At 71.8% G+C, this 18,508-nt stretch carries 10 protein-coding genes; 8 read left to right on the top strand and 2 right to left on the bottom strand.

Annotated features, from left to right (window positions below; genetic code table 11):
* Positions 1–79: 79 nt before the first annotated feature.
* Together H1W00_RS00370 and ettA are read left to right on the top strand one after the other, a co-directional pair.
* A complete protein-coding gene (locus H1W00_RS00370; RefSeq protein ID WP_181752617.1) occupies positions 80–1,678 on the top strand; it encodes a GTPase in 1,599 nt (532 codons plus the stop codon).
* 51 nt (positions 1,679–1,729) lie between these two features.
* Positions 1,730–3,412 carry an energy-dependent translational throttle protein EttA gene (gene ettA / locus H1W00_RS00365; RefSeq protein WP_181752615.1) on the top strand — a complete coding sequence of 561 codons (1,683 nt, stop codon included), beginning with the start codon at positions 1,730–1,732 and terminating at the stop codon, positions 3,410–3,412.
* 112 nt (positions 3,413–3,524) lie between these two features.
* Here the strand turns inward: ettA and H1W00_RS00360 are convergent, their stop codons facing one another.
* Positions 3,525–4,013 (bottom strand): MarR family winged helix-turn-helix transcriptional regulator, encoded by a 489-nt coding sequence (locus H1W00_RS00360; protein WP_181752613.1) that lies wholly within the window; start codon positions 4,011–4,013, stop codon positions 3,525–3,527.
* 111 nt (positions 4,014–4,124) lie between these two features.
* Between H1W00_RS00360 and H1W00_RS00355 the strand changes: the two genes are divergently transcribed.
* Both H1W00_RS00355 and H1W00_RS00350 read left to right on the top strand, forming a co-directional pair.
* Positions 4,125–4,661, top strand: coding sequence for a YceI family protein (locus H1W00_RS00355; RefSeq protein ID WP_078700156.1), 537 nt, complete (start codon positions 4,125–4,127; stop codon positions 4,659–4,661).
* A 227-nt stretch (positions 4,662–4,888) separates the two neighbouring features.
* The gene (locus tag H1W00_RS00350; RefSeq protein WP_181752611.1) at positions 4,889–6,091 is read left to right on the top strand and encodes an MFS transporter; all 1,203 of its coding nucleotides are present in this window, start codon (positions 4,889–4,891) and stop codon (positions 6,089–6,091) included.
* A gap of 16 nt (positions 6,092–6,107) precedes the next feature.
* Here the strand turns inward: H1W00_RS00350 and H1W00_RS00345 are convergent, their stop codons facing one another.
* Positions 6,108–6,713 (bottom strand): TetR/AcrR family transcriptional regulator, encoded by a 606-nt coding sequence (locus tag H1W00_RS00345; protein ID WP_206679940.1) that lies wholly within the window; start codon positions 6,711–6,713, stop codon positions 6,108–6,110.
* A gap of 85 nt (positions 6,714–6,798) precedes the next feature.
* On the opposite strand from H1W00_RS00345, the gene H1W00_RS00340 reads away from it, so the two are divergent.
* The 4 genes from H1W00_RS00340 to acpS all read left to right on the top strand — a co-directional run bounded on the left by H1W00_RS00340 (position 6,799) and on the right by acpS (position 18,432).
* Positions 6,799–8,016 (top strand): acetyl-CoA C-acetyltransferase, encoded by a 1,218-nt coding sequence (locus tag H1W00_RS00340; RefSeq protein ID WP_181752607.1) that lies wholly within the window; start codon positions 6,799–6,801, stop codon positions 8,014–8,016.
* Positions 8,013–8,768: a glucose 1-dehydrogenase gene (locus tag H1W00_RS00335; RefSeq protein WP_181752605.1), complete on the top strand. Its 756-nt coding sequence runs from the start codon at positions 8,013–8,015 to the stop codon at positions 8,766–8,768. Before H1W00_RS00340 ends, H1W00_RS00335 begins: the two co-directional genes overlap by 4 nt.
* Positions 8,769–9,040: 272 nt before the next feature.
* Positions 9,041–18,028, top strand: coding sequence for a type I polyketide synthase (locus tag H1W00_RS00330; RefSeq protein WP_241732796.1), 8,988 nt, complete (start codon positions 9,041–9,043; stop codon positions 18,026–18,028).
* The gene (gene acpS / locus H1W00_RS00325) at positions 18,019–18,432 is read left to right on the top strand and encodes a holo-ACP synthase AcpS (protein WP_181752601.1); all 414 of its coding nucleotides are present in this window, start codon (positions 18,019–18,021) and stop codon (positions 18,430–18,432) included. Before H1W00_RS00330 ends, acpS begins: the two co-directional genes overlap by 10 nt.
* The last annotated feature ends 76 nt before the right edge of the window (positions 18,433–18,508 follow it).

Below are 18,508 nucleotides of genomic sequence, written 5' to 3'. Positions count from 1 at the left end.
GTGAGCGCCAGCGAGCGAACCATTCCGAATCACGAATCGCGACACCGGCCTACCCTGCACTTTCCGAGGCGGTGGCGCGATGAGCGCGTTGGACGAGCGGGTCACTGCGCTGAAGTCGGCCATCGAGGCCGCCGGTGACGTGATCGATCCCGCCCTCGCGGGTCCGGCCGAGGCCACGTTCACGCACGCCCAGGAGCGTCTCGACCTGTCGACCCAGCACACGGTCGTCGTGCTCGCGGGCTCCACCGGCTCGGGCAAGTCCTCGCTGTTCAACCGCCTGGCGGGGCTCGAGCTGGCCGAGGTCGGCTACCTGCGGCCCACCACCTCCACCCCCCTGGCCTGCGCGTGGGGGCCGGCCGGCGCCACCGAGCTGCTCGACTGGATCGGCGTCGCCCGCCGTGACCAGATCACCCGTCGCAGCGTGCTCGATGCCCCGCGCGACGACGCCTTCGAGGGGCTCGTCCTGCTCGACCTGCCCGACCACGACTCGGTCGTCACGTCCAACCAGGAGGTCGTCGACCACGTCGCGCGCTACGCCGACCTGTTCGTGTGGGTCCTCGATCCGCAGAAGTACGCCGACTCCGCGATCCACGCGCGCTACATCACGCCGCTGGCCACGCACGCGGACGCGTCGCTGGTGGTGCTGAACCAAGCCGACCGGCTGAACGAGACCGACCTGAAGATGGCCATGGACGACCTCGAGCTGATCCTCGAGCGCGAGGGCTTCGCGGGCGTTCCCGTCATCGCCACGAGTGCCGTCACCGGCGCCGGTCTGCCCGAGCTGCGGGCCGAGATCGGCCGGCGCATCAAGTCCAAGCGGGCCTCGCAGGCGCGCCTCGTCGGCGACGTCCGGCAGGTCGCCCGGCGGCTGGCCGAGGCCGGGGGAGTCGAGCCGGTGCCCGGTCTCGAGCGCCCCGTCCGCGACTCCCTGGTCGAGACGTTCGTCGCCTGTGCCGGCGTGCCGCAGATCGCCGACGCCGTGGAGGACTCGATGGCCCGCCGTGCCGTCGTCGCCACCGACTGGCCGCTGATCGGCTGGGTGGGACGGCTGCGCCACGACCCGCTGCGCGAGCTCGGCTTCGGCCGCTCGGCACGCGACGCGGTCGCCGACACCATGCCCATCTCGCCCTCGGTGCAGCGCGCCCGCGCCGACCTGGCCCTGCGTGAGGCCACCGAGGTGGCCACCGAGGGCATGTCGCGCCCCTGGCGCGCCTCGGTGATCGACGCGATCGTGGGCGAGGGTGCCCGCGACGTGATCGACGAGCTCGACGAGGCGGTGGCCGGGGTCGACCTGGGCATCAAGCGCCAGCCGCTGTGGTGGACCGCCGTCGGCGCCCTCCAGTGGTTCACGTTCCTCGCCGTCATCGCCGGAGCGGGCTGGGCCGTGGCCTCGATCTTCGGCCTGGTGGAGCCCGACCCGTGGGAGGGTGCGCCGCGCCCCCTCGGCCTGAGCCTGCCGCTGCTGCTAGTAGCCGGGGGACTGCTGTTCGGGGTGATCCTGACGCTGGTCTCGCGCTGGCTGGGCGGTGTGGGCGCGCGCCGGGCCGGTGCGCGGGCCGAGAAGAAGCTCACCGAGGCGATCAACCGCACCACCGAGCGCATCGTCGTCGCGCGGCTGCGCAGCGAACTCGACCGGTACGACCGCTGGCGCAACGGCCTGGCCACCGCCGGCCGCTGACCGCTGCCGGTCGGCCGGGGTGCCGGTGTTCTCGCTAGGCTGGGGGACATCATGGCTGACTACGTTCTCTCTCTGCGCAACGTCCGCAAGGCCCACGGCGACAAGGTCGTCCTCGACGACGTCACCCTCTCGTTCCTCCACGGGGCGAAGATCGGTGTCGTGGGCCCCAACGGCATGGGCAAGTCCACCCTGCTCAAGCTGATGGCCGGCCTCGACCAGCCCAACAACGGCGACCTCGTGCGCGACCCCGACGCCTCGGTCGGCATGCTCCAGCAGGAGCCGCCGCTCACCGAGGGCAAGACCGTCCTCGAGAACGTCGAGGAGGCCGTGTCCGACATCAAGGGCAAGATGAAGCGCCTCGAGGAGGCGTACGCCGAGATGGGCGAGCCCGACGCCGACTACGACGCCCTCATGGCCGAGACCGGCGACCTGCAGACGTACCTGGACAACACGAACGCGTGGGACATCGACAGCCGCCTCGAGCAGGCCATGGACGCGCTGCGCTGCCCGCCCACCGACGCGATCGTCGACAACCTCTCCGGTGGTGAGCGCCGCCGCGTCGCACTGTGCAAGCTGCTGCTCCAGCAGCCCGACCTGCTGCTGCTCGACGAGCCCACCAACCACCTGGACGCCGAGAGCGTGCAGTGGCTCGAGGGTCACCTGAAGAGCTACCCGGGCGCCGTGCTGGCCGTCACCCACGACCGGTACTTCCTCGACAACGTCGCCGAGTGGATCGCCGAGGTCGACCGCGGCCAGATCCACGGCTACGAGGGCAACTACTCGACCTACCTCGAGACGAAGAAGGACCGCCTCAAGATCGAGGGCCAGAAGGACGCGAAGCGCGCCAAGATGCTCGAGCGCGAGCTCGAGTGGGTCCGCTCGAACGCCAAGGGCCGCCAGACGAAGAGCAAGTCGCGTCTGGCCCGCTACGAGGAGCTCGCCGCCGAGGCGGAGAAGGCGCGCAAGATCGACACCACCGACATCAACATCCCGGCGGGTCCGCGCCTGGGCGACGTGGTGCTGGACGCGCGGGACCTGACCAAGGGCTTCGAGGACCGGATCCTGTGGGACGACATCAGCTTCACGCTGCCGCGCGCCGGCATCGTGGGCGTCGTCGGCCCCAACGGCGTCGGCAAGACCACGCTGTTCCGGATGATCACCGGCAACGAGGAGCCCGACTCGGGCGAGCTCGAGGTCGGCAAGACCGTCAAGATCAGCTACGTCGACCAGAACCGCTCGAACATCGACCCGAACAAGAACGTCTGGGAGGTCGTCTCGGAGGGCCTGGACTTCATCAAGGTCGCGAACTTCGAGATGAACAGCCGCGCTTACGTGGCGTCGTTCGGCTTCAAGGGCTCGGACCAGCAGAAGAAGGCCGGCGTGCTCTCCGGTGGTGAGCGCAACCGCCTGAACCTGGCGCTGACGCTCAAGCAGGGCGGCAACATGCTGCTGCTCGACGAGCCCACCAACGACCTCGACGTCGAGACCCTGTCGTCCCTCGAGGACGCGCTGCTGGACTTCCCCGGCTGCGCCGTGGTCACCTCGCACGATCGCTGGTTCCTCGACCGCATCGCCACGCACATCCTGGCGTGGGAGGGCACCGAGGAGAACCCGGGCCACTGGTTCTGGTTCGAGGGCAACTTCGCATCCTACGAGGCCAACAAGATCGAGCGCCTCGGCGAGGAGGCGGCCCGCCCGCACCGCGTCACGCACCGCCGCCTGACCCGCGACTGACCGAGGGCCGAGCTCGCTCTGCGGGCGACCGCTCGAGGTGGTTGAGGTGCGAGGGCGCTTCGCGCCCGAAGCCTCGAAACCTCGTCAGGATGCGAGGAGCCGGTCCCGCGACCTAGAAGACGCGGCCGCCGATCGCGTCCTGGATCGCGTCCATCACGCGCTTGGTGGCCGCGAGGTCCTCGTCGGAGCACTGGTCGATCAGGTACTCGCGTACGCCACGCACATGGGTGTGGGCCGCGGTGGCGAGCAGCTCGAACCCCTTGTCGGTGAGCACGGCGGTGACGCCGCGGCCGTCGGTGCCGCACTGGATGCGCAGGACGATGCCGTCGCGCTCGAGCCGGCTGATCGTGTGGGTGATGCGGCTGCGCGAGTGCGACAGCGCCGCGGCGAGGTCGGCCATCCGGATCGACCGGTCGGGTGCCTCGGAGAGCCGCACGAGGATCTCGTACTCCGACATCGAGAGGCCGTGCTCGGTGCGCAGGTCGCGGTCGAGGCGGTCCATCAGCACGGTCGTGCCGCCCAGGAACGAGCGCCACGCGCTCTGTTGGGTCTCGTCGAGCCAGCGCGTGTCGTTGACGGTGGCGATGGGCAGATCACTCATGTGAACTAGTTTACATCTTCAACGACTTGATTGAAAGTTCAATCATGCTGTAGAGTCAAACTTGTTGAACGATCAACAGCATGATCGAACCCACAGACTTCAGGAGAATTCATGAGCGACATCACCACGGGCACCTGGCAGCTGGACCCCACGCACACGGAGATCGGCTTCACCGTGCGCCACATCATGAGCAAGGTGCGCGGCAAGTTCGAGAAGTTCGAGGGCACCATCGTCACCGGCGAGGACGTCACCGCGTCCACCGCGACCGCGACGATCGATCTCTCCTCGATCAACACCGGCACCGCCGACCGTGACAACCACCTGCGCTCGGGTGACTTCTTCAACGTCGAGAGCACCCCGACGATGACGTTCGTGTCCACCGGCGTCGTGCGCAAGGGCGATACCGACTTCGTCGTCACCGGCGACCTGACCATCAAGGACGTCACCAAGCCCGTCGAGCTCGCGGTCGAGTTCCTCGGCGAGGGCAAGGATCCGTGGGGCGGCACGCGCATCGGCGTCGAGGCCACCGGTCAGATCAGCCGCAAGGAGTTCGGCATCGACTTCAACATCCCGCTCGAGGGCGACAAGGTCATGATCGGCGACAAGATCTCGCTGCAGATCAACGCCGAGGCGGTCCTGCAGGCCTGACCTGCACCCAGTCCGAAAGGGCCCGCGACGCATCCCCCCGGCGTCGCGGGCCCTTTCTTCGCGCCCGGAGACGTCCAAGTTGAAACGGAACTCAAGTATGGTGATCCCGACCGACGGGTGACGTGGCTCACCCGGTCGTGGAAACGATGCGTCCAGGAGGAGTGCCAGGTGACGATCATGCGGTCACCCGCGCTCCTCGGGAGATGCACCGGACGACCGAGGTCGTCATGACCGAGGTGCGTGGCCCGGCGACCGCCCAGATTCTCGGACTACCGGCTGCCGCCGTTCGGACGCTGGTCCTCGGCTTCCTGGCCAGGGTTCCGGCCGGTGCGCTCGGACTGGTGATCGTGCTGCACGGCCTCAGCCTGGGCCTCAGCTACACGGTGAGCGGGCTGATGGCGGCCGCGTTCGCGCTCGGGATGGCGGTGGGGGCGCCGGTCGTCGGTCGAAGCATCGACCGGTGGGGCCAGCCCGTGCCGCTGTCGATGGTCAGCGTGATGGCCGTGACGATGATGATCGGGCTGGCCGCCCTGCCGCACGGCAGCGGTCCCGCGGTGCCGGTGGCCCTGGCGGCGGCCACCGGCCTGGCCCAGCCACCTCTGGCCGTCTGCGCTCGGGCGATCTGGAATGAGCGCCTGGGGCCGGTGGACCTGAGCCGGATGCTGTCCCTGGACGCCTCGCTGCAGGAGATCACCTACATCCTCGGACCCTTGACGGTGGTGACCTGGGCGACGGTGCGAGGGACGGACGAGGCCCTGATCCTGGCGGCCGGCCTGATCCTGGTGCTCACCGCGGTGTTCGCCCTGACCCCGGAGTCCCGTGCGGCCTCTCGGCGGTCCAGCCGCCCGGTGATGGGAACCCCGAGCCGGTTCCCGGCGACGGTGTGGATCCTCGTCGCCGTGACGTTCACGGTGGGGATCGCGATCGGGATCCTCGAGGTCGCGGTGGTGCGCCGTTCCGCGCAACTCGACGCCTCGCACCTGATCGGTGTCTTCTACGGGCTGTGGTCCGCGGGGAGCCTCGCCGGCGGGCTCATCAACCTGCGTGCCGGGGGAGGGAGCCGTCTCACCCGGCGCCTGACGCTGTTCCTGGCCGCATTGGCGCTCACGCACCTGGTCGTCGCGGCGGCGACCACTCCACTCACCCTGGGCCTGGCTCTCGTGCTCGCGGGCCTCCCGGCGGCACCGATGTTCGCCGCGTTCTACGAGCTCCTGGGGAGGGCGGCTCCGGAGGGCCGGGTCACCGAGGTCTTCGCCTGGGGATCCACCGGGGGGCTGGCGGGGGTGGCGCTCGGGACGGCCACGGGCGGATTCCTCGCCGACGTGATCAGCAGCCGCGGGAACATCGTGGTCTGCGCGGCCGTCCTGGGTCTGGCCTCCGTCGTGGCGCTCGCCTGCCGGGCCCCCTTGACGGCCATCGAGCGTCGTTGACGCTCCCGCGCAACGGTCAGGCCGCGGCGCCGACCATCCGCAGGGCCAGGTCGCCGTGGAGCGAGGCGATCTCGTCGGGGGTCGTGGCGCCGCTCGGGTGGTACCAGCGCACGAGGTCGATGCTGAGCGACAGCAGCGCCAGTGCGGTGCCCTTCGCGTCCGAGACCGTCATGGTGCCGGCCTCGACGCCGGCCTCCAGCGCATCGCGCATGAGCGCCTCGATCGCCCGACGGTACTCCGCGATCTCGGCCCGGTGCTCGGGCGTCAGCGCGTCGAACTCGTACTGCACGATGCGACCGACGCGGCTGTTCACGGCGTGCCACCGGCTGAACTCGGCCACCATGTTCCGGACCTGCTCGACCGGGTCGGGGGAGGACTGGGAGGCCTTCTCGATGATCTGGACCGCCGAGCGGTGCCCCCGCCGGGAGATCTCGAACAGCAGATCCTCCTTGGTCGCGTGGTGCACGTAGACGGCCGCGGGGCTCATCCCCGCGCGCGAGGCGATGTCGCGGGTCGTCGTGCCGGCGAATCCGGAGGTGGCGAAGGCCTCGACGGCCGCATCCAGCAGGCGCTCGCGCGTCGAGGCGGAGCGGTCGCGACCGGTCGCCGAGTCGGTGGTCATGGTGGACAGCATGACGCAGGAATGACAGACTAAGCAAGCGCTTAGTCATTGGCGGTTCGCCGCCGGCACACCGAAAGGCAACAACATGCCCGAAGCAGTCATCGTCTCCACCGCACGCTCGCCGATCGGCCGCGCGGGCAAGGGTTCGCTCAAGGACATGCGTCCTGATGACCTCACCGTCCAGATGATCGAGGCCGCGCTGGCGAAGGTGCCCGGCGTCGACCGCAAGGAGTTCACCGACCTGCACCTCGGCGTCGGCCAGCCGGCCGGCGAGGCGGGCCACAACCTGGCGCGCGCCGTGGCCGTGCTGTCGGGCATGGACCACCTGCCGGGCGTGACGGTCAACCGCTACTGCTCCTCCTCACTGCAGACCACCCGGATGGCGTTCCACGCGATCAAGGCCGGCGAGGGTGACGCCTTCATCTCCGCGGGTGTGGAGACCGTGAGCCGGTTCGGCAACGGCTTCGCCGACCTGCCCGGCACCGAGAACCCGCTCTTCGCCGACGCGATCGCCCGCACCGCCAAGCGCGCCGAGGGTGGCGCCGAGACGTGGGTCGACCCCCGCGGCAACAGCGAGCTGCCCGACCTCTACATCGCGATGGGACAGACGGCCGAGAACGTCGCGCAGCACCTGGGCATGAGCCGCCAGGAGCAGGACGAGTTCGCCGTCCGCAGCCAGAACCTCGTCGAGCAGCGCATCGAGGAGGGCTTCTGGGCCAAGGACATCACGCCCGTCACGCTGCCCGACGGCACGACCGTGAGCAAGGACGACGGCCCGCGCGCCGGCACCACGATGGAGGCCGTCTCCAGCCTCAAGCCGGTGTTCCGCCCCGACGGCACCGTCACCGCCGGCAACGCCTGCCCGCTCAACGACGGCGCAGCCGCCGTGGTGATCATGAGCGACACCCGCGCCAAGGAGCTGGGCCTGACCCCGCTCGCGCGCATCGTGTCGACGGCCGTCACCGGCCTGTCGCCCGAGATCATGGGACTCGGCCCGGTCGAGGCGATCCCCGCCGCGCTCAAGCACGCCGGCATGGGCATCGACGACATCGACCTGTACGAGATCAACGAGGCCTTCGCGGTCCAGGCCTGGGGCTCCGCCCGCGAGCTCGGCATCCCGATGGACAAGCTCAACGTCAACGGCGGCGCCATCGCGGTGGGCCACCCGTTCGGCATGACCGGCGCGCGCATCACCTCCACGCTGATCAACTCGCTGCAGTGGCACGACAAGCAGTTCGGCGTCGAGTCCATGTGCGTCGGCGGCGGCATGGGCATGGCCATGGTGCTGGAGCGCCTCTCGTGACGGAAGGTCGTTTCGCCGGCAAGGTCGCGATCGTCACGGGCGCGTCGCGGGGCATCGGTCTCGGTGTCGCGCAGCGCCTCGTCGACGACGGCGCGAAGGTGGTCATCACGGCGCGCAAGACCGAGGCCCTCGAGGCCGCGGTGGCCGAGCTCGGCCCGGACAACGCCGCGTACGTGGCGGGTCCGGCCGACGACGCCGCCCACCAGGACGAGACGGTCGCGAAGGCCGTCGAGCACTTCGGCGGGCTGGACTTCCTGGTGAACAACACCGGGATCAACCCGACGTACGGCCCGATGATCGAGATGGACCTGAACGCGGGCCGCAAGATCTTCGAGGTCAACGTGCTGGCCGCGGTGTCGTGGGCGCAGAAGGCCTACAACGCCTCGCTCAAGGACAACGGCGGTGCGATCGTGAACATCGCGTCGGTCGCCGGTCTCAAGCCGGCCCCGATGATCGGCATGTACGGAGCGTCGAAGGCCGCGGTCATCCACATCACGAAGGAGCTCTCGCTCGAGCTGGCTCCCTCGGTGCGCGTGAACGCCGTGGCCCCGGCCGTCGTGAAGACCCGGTTCGCCGGCGCGCTGTACGAGGGACGCGAGGAGGAGGTCGCCTCGGCCTACCCGCTGAAGCGTCTCGGCGAGCCCGAGGACATCGCGGGCGTCACCACCTTCCTGCTCTCGCAGGACGCGGCCTGGATGACCGGCCAGTGCCTCACCGTCGATGGAGGGCTGCTGCTGACCGGCGGCGTCTGACCACTCACTGCGACGAAGGGCCCCGGGACCTCGGTCCCGGGGCCTTCGCCATTCTTCTGCTGAATCGTGCACAGAAGTCCCGTGAGATGACGAACTGGGGGAAAGGTTGTCCCCACATGTGAACAATCCTGTGTGCAACTATCAGTTACAACTTGAGCAGCGCCCCACCAGTCACACCTGCCACGGCGCGCCGGCTCGGTGTGATCCAAAACATGAGGAAAACCTCAGTCCAAAGATGAGGAAAGCCTCACGTTTGTGTCACGATGGATGACATGACGACGCTCGACACCTCTGTGTTCCACGCCCCGACCTCCCGCGACCGCCGCACCGACAGCCTGCTCGACGACCTGCGCTCAGGCACGCCGTGGGCCCTGGTCTTCGGCGGACAGGGCGGGGACTGGCTCGGCCCGCTGGCCGACCTCGTCCGCGACTTCGCGCTGGACGCCGACGTCGCCGACCTCGTGCGCCGCTCGGACCGCATGCTGGCGCCCGTGGCCACCGAGCTCGCCCGTGCGGGCGTCGCCTTCGACCCCGTGGCGTGGGTGGACGTGCTCGCCGTCGGCGAGTCCGCCGAGGACGACGACGCCCCGGGCCTGCCCGCCGGTGCCGACGTCACGGCCCCGGCCGCCTCGGTCCCCGGCATCACCCTCGCGCAGCTCGCCGGTCTGCGCGCGCTGACGCGCCAGGGTCTCGACGTCGCCGCCCACCCGCCCGTCGCCGTGGCCGGCCACTCGCAGGGCGTCCTCGCCGCTGAGGCGCTCGCCGGCGTCCCGGACGTCGAGGTGCTCGCGCTGGCCCGCCTGGTCGGTGCCGCCGCGCAGGTCGTCGGCCGCCGCCGCGGGCTGCTCGGACAGACGATGCTGGCCGTCTCGGGAGTCGTCCCCGAGCGCGTCGCCGCCATCGTCGAGGGCACCGGCGCCGTCTGCCACATCCGCAACGGGCGCCGCTCCGTGGTGCTGTCCGGTCCGTCCGCGGCCCTCGCCGCCGCCACCGCCCGCCTCGAGCAGGTGGCCGCCGACGAGAAGGACGAGCGCGAGCGCAAGGTCACCGGCGGTGCGCCGTTCTCCCCGGTGATCGAGCCGGTCGAGTCCGCCCTCGCGTTCCACCACCCCGACCTCGCCGAGACGGCCGACCTCGTGGCCGAGTGGGCGGCCCGCATCGGCATCGACGCCGAGCACGCCCGCCACGCGACGCAGCGCGCCATCATCGACCCGGTCGACTGGGTCGTCGACGTCACCGCCGCACTGGACGCCGGAGCCGAGTGGGTCCTCGACCTCGGGCCCGGCGACCTCGCCTCGCGCCTCACCGCCGCCGAGACCCGCTCGCGCGGCGTCGGCCTGGTGGCCCCCACGCCGCGTCGTGGCCACCGCGAGCTGACGATCACCGGCGCTCGCCCCGCCGTCCCGGTCGCGTGGTCCACCTTCGCGCCGCGCCTCGTGACGCTGCCCGACGGCTCCACCTCGGTCGAGACCGCGTTCACCCGCGCCACCGGCAAGTCGCCGATCCTGCTCGCGGGCATGACGCCCACCACCGTGGACGCGCCGATCGTGGCCGCCGCGGCCAACGCCGGCTTCTGGTCCGAGCTCGCCGGTGGCGGCCAGGTGACCGAGGAGATCTTCGACGCCCGCATCGCCGAGCTGGACTCGCTGCTCGACGAGGGCGCGACCTACCAGTTCAACTCGCTCTTCCTCGATCCCTACCTGTGGCGCCTGCAGCTGGGCCAGAACCGGCTCGTCCAGCGCGCGCGCGCCGCCGGCGCCCCGATCGACGCCGTCATCGTGACGGCCGGCATCCCCGAGCTCGACGAGGCCGTCGCCCTCGTTGACGAGCTGACCGAGGCCGGCATCGAGCACGTCGTGTTCAAGCCCGGCACGGTGCGCCAGATCCGCGAGGTCCTCGCGATCGCCAAGAAGGTCGACCGCACCGTCATCGTGCAGGTCGAGGGAGGCCGCGCCGGTGGCCACCACTCGTGGGAGGACCTGGACGACCTGATCCTGGCCACCTACGGCGAGCTGCGCGCCCAGTCGAACGTCGTGCTGTGCGTCGGCGGCGGCATCGGCACCTCCGACGCCGCGGCCGCGTGGCTGACCGGCACGTGGGCCCAGCGCCACGGCTTCCCCGACATGCCCGTCGACGGCATCCTCGTCGGCACCGCCGCCATGGCGACGCTCGAGGCCACGACGGCCCCCGAGGTCAAGCAGATGCTCGTCGAGACCCGCGGCACCGGCGCCTGGGTCGGCGCCGGCACCGCCAAGAACGGCATGGCCTCGGGCCGCAGCCAGCTCGGCGCCGACATCCACGAGATCGACAACCCCGCCTCGCGCACCGGCCGCCTCCTCGACGAGGTCGCCGGCGACGCCGACGCGGTCGCCCGTCGCCGCGACGAGATCGTCGAGGCCCTCGACCGCACCGCCAAGCCGTACTTCGGCGACGTCGCCGCGATGACCTACGCCCGCTGGCTCGGCCGCTTCGTCGAGCTCTCCGGCACCGCTGCCGACGGCTCGGCCCAGTGGCTCGACGTGTCGCTGCGCGACCGGTTCCACGCCCTGGCGCAGCGCGCCGAGGCCCGCCTCGCCGAGCAGGACCGTGGCGAGATCGCCACGCTCTTCGCCGAGCCGACCGACGTCGAGGACGGCCCGGCCGCCCTCGACCGCCTGCTCGCGGCGTACCCCGACGCCTCCTCCGTGACCCTGCACCCGGCCGACGAGGCGTTCTTCGTCGAGGTCTGCCGCCGGGCCGGCAAGCCCGTGAACTTCGTGCCGGTCGTCGACGCCGACGTGCGTCGCTGGTGGCGCTCGGACTCCCTGTGGCAGGCGCACGACCCGCGCTACGGGGCCGACGAGGTCTGCATCATCCCCGGCACGGCCAGCGTCGGGGGCATCACCCGCGTCGACGAGCCCGTCGCCGAGCTGCTGCAGCGCTTCGAGGACGCCGCGGTCGACGCCCTGCTCGCCTCGGGCCGCGCCCCGCAGCGCGTGCCGGCTCGCCGCCGTGAGGGCGACAGCCGTCTCGCCGCCCCGCTCGCCGTGGTCCTGGCCGCCCCCGACGTGGTCTGGGCGGGCCGCACCGTCACCAACCCCGTGCACCGCCTCGGTGCCGAGTGGGTGCTGACCGACACCGACTCCGCCGAGCAGGCCGCCACCGGCGCCCGTCTCGTCGCCTCGGGCGACTCCGCCGCCGACCTCACCGTGCCGCTCGGTCACGGCCGCGAGCTGACGCTGCGCATCGAGGTGCCGTCCGGCGCCGCGCGCGGCCACGCCCCGGTGGTCACCACCGACGCCGCCGTGTCCGCCATGGCCCAGATCGTCAGCGGTGCCGTCGCCGGCAGCCTGCCGGAGGTCTCCGACGGCGTCGCGCACCTCGACGTCGACTGGGACCCGGACCTGGCCGCCGACCACGCCGCCGTCAGCGCCGGGCCGCTCGTGCTCGGCCGCCACCGCGTGCCGGACGTGCTCGTCGGACTGGCCTGGCCCGCGGTCTTCGCCGTGATCGGCGACGCCCGGAACGCCGAGGGCGTCCCCGTCGTCGAGGGCATGCTCGACCTGGTCCATCTCGATCACGCGATCACCGCCCAGGCGCTGCCGACGGAGCGCACCTCGCTCGGGATCCGCGCCGCCCTGACGGGGGTGGAGGAGTCGCAGTACGGCCGCGTCGTCACCGTCGACGTCACCGTCGGCGACGTCGCCACGATGCGCGAGCGGTTCGCGATCCGCGGCCGCACGGGCGCCGCCTCGCTGGCCGACCCCGCTCGTGCGGGTGACGTCCTGGGCGACGACGAGGTCAAGGACACCCCGCGCCGGACCCGCGCCCGCGTGACCGTGACCGCCCCGTCCGACCTCGGCGCGTTCGCCTCGGTCACCGGCGACCACAACCCGATCCACACGAGCGTCGCCGCCGCCCGCCTGGCCGGGCTCGGCGCGCCCATCGTGCACGGGATGTGGACCTCCGCCGCCGCGCAGCACGCGGTCTCCGACGAGACCGGACGCCGCATCGCCGGCTGGACCACGCGCTTCATGGCCCCGGTCGCTCCGGGTGCCGAGGTGGAGGTCCGCGCCGACCGCGTCGGCCTGTCCCACGGCCGCGAGGTGCTGGACGTCACCGTGCGTGCCGAGGGCGAGATCGTCATGGCCGCCTCGGCCGTGCTGGACGCGCCCCGCACCGCCTACGCCTTCCCCGGTCAGGGCATCCAGAGCCCCGGCATGGGCATGGCCGGCTACCAGCGCTGCCCCGCCGCGCGCGAGGTCTGGGACCGTGCCGACAAGCACACCCGCTCCGCGCTCGGCTTCTCGATCCTGACCGTCGTCCGCGACAACCCGACCGATCTCACCGTCCGCGGCGTCACGCACCACCACCCCGACGGCGTGCTCTACCTGACGCAGTTCACGCAGGTCGCGATGGCCGTGCTGGGCGCCGCCCAGATGGCCGAGCTCCGTGAGGGCGGCGCGTTCGTGGACGGCGCGGTCCTGGCCGGCCACTCGGTCGGCGAGTACAACGCGCTCGCCGCGGTCTCGGGCGTCATCAGCCTCGAGGCCGTCGTCGAGGTCGTGTTCCAGCGCGGCTCGGTCATGCACACGCTCGTGCCGCGTGACGAGAAGGGCCGCAGCGACTACCGCCTCGCGGCGATCCGTCCCTCGCAGATCGGCCTGGCCGACGACGAGGTGAAGGACTACGTCGAGGGCCTCGGTGAGGCGTCGGGCGAGTTCCTGCAGATCGTCAACTACAACATGCGGGGCTCGCAGTACGCGATCGCCGGCACCGTCCGGGGCCTCGAGGTCCTGGAGAAGGACGTGGCCGAGCGCCGCGACCGGTTCGGCGGCAAGGCCGCGTTCATCCTCGTGCCCGGCATCGACGTGCCGTTCCACAGCCGCGTGCTGCACGGCGGCGTGCCGGACTTCCGTCACAAGCTGCAGGAGCTGCTGCCGCCCTCGATCGACCCGTCGATCCTCGAGGGCCGTTACGTCCCCAACCTCGTGCCGAAGCCGTTCAGCCTGGACGAGGACTTCATCCGCGAGGTCGAGGAGTACGTCGGCACCACCGTCCCGCGGTCGGAGGACCCGGGGATGCTGTGCCGCGACCTGCTGATCGAGCTGCTGGCCTGGCAGTTCGCCAGCCCCGTGCGCTGGATCGAGACGCAGGACCTCATGTTCACCCCCGTCGAGGAGGGTGGCCTGGGCGTCGAGCGCTTCGTCGAGGTCGGCGTCGGCTCGGCCCCGACCGTGGCCAACCTGGCGGCCGGCACGCTGAAGCTGCCCGGCTACCCGAGCGTCGAGGTGCTGAACGTCGAGCGCGACGCGGCTGCCGTGTACGGGACCGACGAGGACCCGGCGCCGGTGGAGGACGAGGCCCCCGAGTCGACCGTCGAGACCAGCGCGCCGCAGCAGGCCGCCGCCCCCGCGGCTGCTCCTGCCGGCGGACCCGCCACGCAGACGGCCGCCGACCTGCCCTTCTCGGCAGCCGATGCCACGAAGGTCCTCATCGCGTGGTGGACGAAGCTGCACCTGGACCAGCTCGGTGCGGCCGACACGATCGAGTCGCTGACCGACGGCGCGTCCAGCCGCCGCAACCAGCTGCTGATCGACCTCGGCGGCGAGCTGTCGCTGGGCGCGATCGACGGCGCCGCGGAGGCGGACATCGTCACGCTGGGCGGTCAGGTCGACGCCCTCGCGCGCACCTACAAGCCGTTCGGCCCGGTCCTGGCCGAGGCCTTCGGTGACCACCTCAAGAAGGTGCTCGGCCCGACGGGTCGCAAGCAGTCGGCCGTCGCCGAGCGCGTCACCGGTGCGTGGCAGCTCGGCTCGGGCTGGGCCTCGCACGTCCTGGCCGAGCTGGCCATGGTGACCCGCGAGGGCCAGAGCGTCCGCGGCGGCGCGTTCGGCGAGGCGTCGATCGCCTCGGCGGGCGACGTCGACGCGGCCATCGACGCCGCGGTCCAGGCGGTCGCCTCGCGCCACGGCGTGACGGTGCAGATGCCGTCCGCGGGCGGTGGCGACGGCGCCACGATCGACGCGGAGGCGCTCGGCGAGTTCACCGCGGCCATCACCGGCCGCGACGGCGTGCTCGCCTCGGCGGCGCGACTCGTGCTGGAGCACCTCGACCTGGTCGACGTGCCCGAGACGGCCGAGCCCGACGAGCAGGCGGCCGCGGTCGTCGCGCGGGTCGAGGCCGAGCTGGGCACCGACTGGATCAAGGCCACCGAGGGCGTCTTCGACGCCGAGCACGCGGTCGTCCTGGACGACCGTTGGGCGTCGGCACGCGAGGACCTCGCGCGCCTGGCGCACGGCGACGAGGTCGTCGGCTCCTTCACCGGGACCGGCGAGGTCGTGGCGAAGCAGGCCGAGCACTGGCTCGCCAGGACCGGTGACGAGCGGTTCGCCCGCATCGCCGGGGAAGCACGCGACACGTCCGTCGGCACCTTCGCCGGCGAGGTCGCGGTCGTGACTGGTGCGGCCGACGGCTCGATCGCCGGTTCCGTCGTGGGCGAGCTGCTCGCGGGTGGTGCCACGGTCGTGGCCACCACGTCCTCGCTCGCGCCGAAGAAGCTGCGCTTCTTCAAGGACCTGTACCGACGCAACGCTCGCGCCGGCGCGGTCCTGTGGGTCGTGCCCGCGAACCTGGCGTCGTTCGCCGACGTGGACGCGCTGGTCGAGTGGATCGGGGCCGAGCAGTCCCGCACCGCCGCCGGCGTCACGACGGTGTCGAAGCCCTCGCTGACCCCGACGCTGCTGGTGCCGTTCGCGGCCGGCCGGGTCATGGGCGACGCGACCGAGGCCGGCCCTCGCGCCGAGCTCGAGATGCGCATCCTGCTCTGGTCGGTCGAGCGACTGGTCGGCGCCCTGTCGTCGTCGGTCACCGACCGCAACCTCGACGCCCGCCTGCACGTGCTGCTGCCGGGCTCGCCCAACCGCGGCATGTTCGGCGGAGACGGCGCGTACGGCGAGGCCAAGGCCGCGCTCGACGCCCTCGTCACCAAGTGGGGCTCGGAGAAGCGCTGGGCCGACAAGGTCACGCTGGCTCACGCCATCATCGGCTGGGTCCGCGGCACGGGCCTCATGGGCGCCAACGACCCGCTGGTCGAGGCCGTCGAGGCCGCCGGCGTCCGCACCTGGTCGCCCGACGAGATGGCCGCCGCGCTGCTCGAGGCCTGCACCCCGCAGGCCCGTCAGCAGGCGACCGAGGGTCCGCTGACCCTCGACCTCACGGGAGGCCTCGGCGAGGCCGACCTCGACATGAAGGCACTCGGTGATCGAGTAGCACGCGAGCGCAGCGAGCGGCGTATCGAGATCACGGACGAGAACTCGACGATCCCCGCGCTCCCCGCGCCCCCGTCGCGCCTCGACCGCGTCGAGACGCCCGAGTGGGCCGGCGTCACCGCCCGTCCCGAGGACCTCGTGGTCATCGTGGGCGCCGGCGAGCTGGGCCCGTACGGCTCGTCGCGCACGCGCTTCGAGATGGAGGTCGAGGACCGCCTGTCCGCCGCCGGCGTGCTCGAGCTGGCGTGGTCCACCGGGCTGCTCAGCTGGGACGCGACCAACCGCGGCTGGTTCGACACCGAGTCCGGCGAGGTCGTCGCCGAGCACGAGATCGCCGACCGCTACGAGGACGCGGTCCGTGAGCGCATCGGCGTCCGCCGGTACGCCGACGACGGCGACATGGTCGACAACACCGCGCCGCTGCTGGCGTCGGTGTACCTCGACCAGGACCTGACCTTCACGGTCTCGGGCCAGGCGGAGGCGCAGGCGATGCGCGACGCCGATCCCGAGCACACGGTGATCAGCCAGGACGGCGAGGGCGAGTGGACGGTGACCCGCAAGGCGGGCACGCAGGTCCGCGTGCCGCGGAAGATGAAGCTGACCCGCACGGTCGGCGGCCAGATCCCGACGGGCTTCGACCCGACGGTCTGGGGCGTCCCGGCCGAGATGGTCGAGGCGGTCGACCGCGTGGCGCTGTGGAACCTCATCTGCACCGTGGACGCGTTCCTGTCCTCCGGCTTCACCCCGTCCGAGCTGATGCGCTGGACCCACCCGACCCTCGTGGCGAACACGCAGGGCACCGGCATGGGCGGCATGACGTCGATGCACTCGCTGTACATCGACACCCTGCTGGGCGAGGCGAAGCCGAACGACATCCTGCAGGAGGCGCTGCCGAACGTCATCGCCGCGCACGTGGTCCAGTCCTACGTGGGCAGCTACGGCGCGATGGTGCACCCGGTGGCCGCGTGCGCCACGACCGCGGTGTCGGTCGAGGAGGGCGTGGACAAGATCCGCCTCAACAAGGCCGAGTTCGTCGTGGCGGGTGGCTTCGACGACCTCTCGGTCGAGGGCATCGTGGGCTTCGGCGACATGTCGGCCACCGCGGACTCCGCGGCGATGGCCGCCAAGGGTCTCGAGGACCGCTACTTCAGCCGGGCCAACGACCGTCGCTACGGCGGGTTCGTGGAGTCGCAGGGCGGCGGCACGATCCTGCTGGCCCGCGGTGACCTGGCGGCGCGGATGGGCCTGCCGGTGCTCGGTGTCGTGGCCTACGCGGCCTCGTTCGCCGACGGCGTTCACACGTCGATCCCGGCGCCGGGCCTCGGTGCCCTGGCGGCAGGCCGTGGTGGTCGCGAGTCGCAGCTGGCGCGCTCCCTCTCGGCTCTCGGCGTGGGCGCGGACGACATCGGCGTGCTGTCCAAGCACGACACGTCGACCGGCGTCAACGAGCGCAACGAGTCCGAGCTGCACGAGCGGCTGGCGGCGGCCCTGGGCCGCAGCGAGGGCAACCCGCTGTACGTCATGAGCCAGAAGGCGCTGACCGGTCACAGCAAGGGCGGCGCGGCCGCCTTCCAGCTGATCGGGCTGTGCCAAGTACTGGAGGGCGGCGTCCTGCCGCCGAACCGGAGCCTGGACTGCGTCATGGACGACCTGGCCGAGCACGAGCACCTCGTGTGGCTGCGCGAGCCGCTGGCGACCGGGCCGCTGAAGGCAGGACTGCTGACCAGCCTCGGCTTCGGTCACGTGGCCGGCCTGATCGCCGTGGTGCACTCGCAGGCGTTCGTGGAGTCGCTCCCCGCCGACGAGCGCGACGCGTACCTCGAGGCGGCGGAGCGTCGCCGGATCGACGGTCGCATGCGCCTCGTGGACGCCATGTACGGCGGCGACGCGCTGTACCGGCGTCCGGCCGACCGTCGCCTGGGCGACTCGGGCGTGCGCGAGCGTGAGGCGGCCCTGCTGCTCGACGCGAGCGGCCGCCTGGGCGAGGACGGGGTCTACGCGTGCCGGTGATCGGCACCGGGATCGACCTGGTGGACGTGCCCGGATTCGCCGAGCAGCATCGGCGACCGGGCACCCGCGCCGGCAGTGCCTTCACAGCTGCCGAGCGCCGCGACGCCCGGAGTTCTCCTTCTGGCTCCGGGCGTCGCACCCCCGATCAGGAGATGGCGTCCCTCGCCGCCCGCTGGGCGGTCAAGGAGGCGTTCATCAAGGCCTGGTCGGAGTCGCTGTGGGGGACCCCGCCGCCCCTCGGCGAGCACGTGCACGACCAGATCGAGGTCATCCGCGACGCGTGGGGCCGTCCCCGCATCCGCCTGCACGGCGACGTCGCGAAGCACCTCGAGGACGTCACGGTGCACGTCAGCCTCAGTCACGACGGTCCCGCCGCCATCGCGATGGTGACCCTCTCCGCCTGACCCGAGCTCTTGCGCCCTCGGTGGCTTGCGCTGTTGGTGAACAGGCCTTCCCCCGAGGCGAAGACGGCGGTTGGCT

The organism is Aeromicrobium phoceense (assembly GCF_013868155.1).
Taxonomy (GTDB): Bacteria; Actinomycetota; Actinomycetes; order Propionibacteriales; family Nocardioidaceae; genus Aeromicrobium; species Aeromicrobium phoceense.
This window is presented reverse-complemented; position numbering and strand designations above follow the sequence as displayed.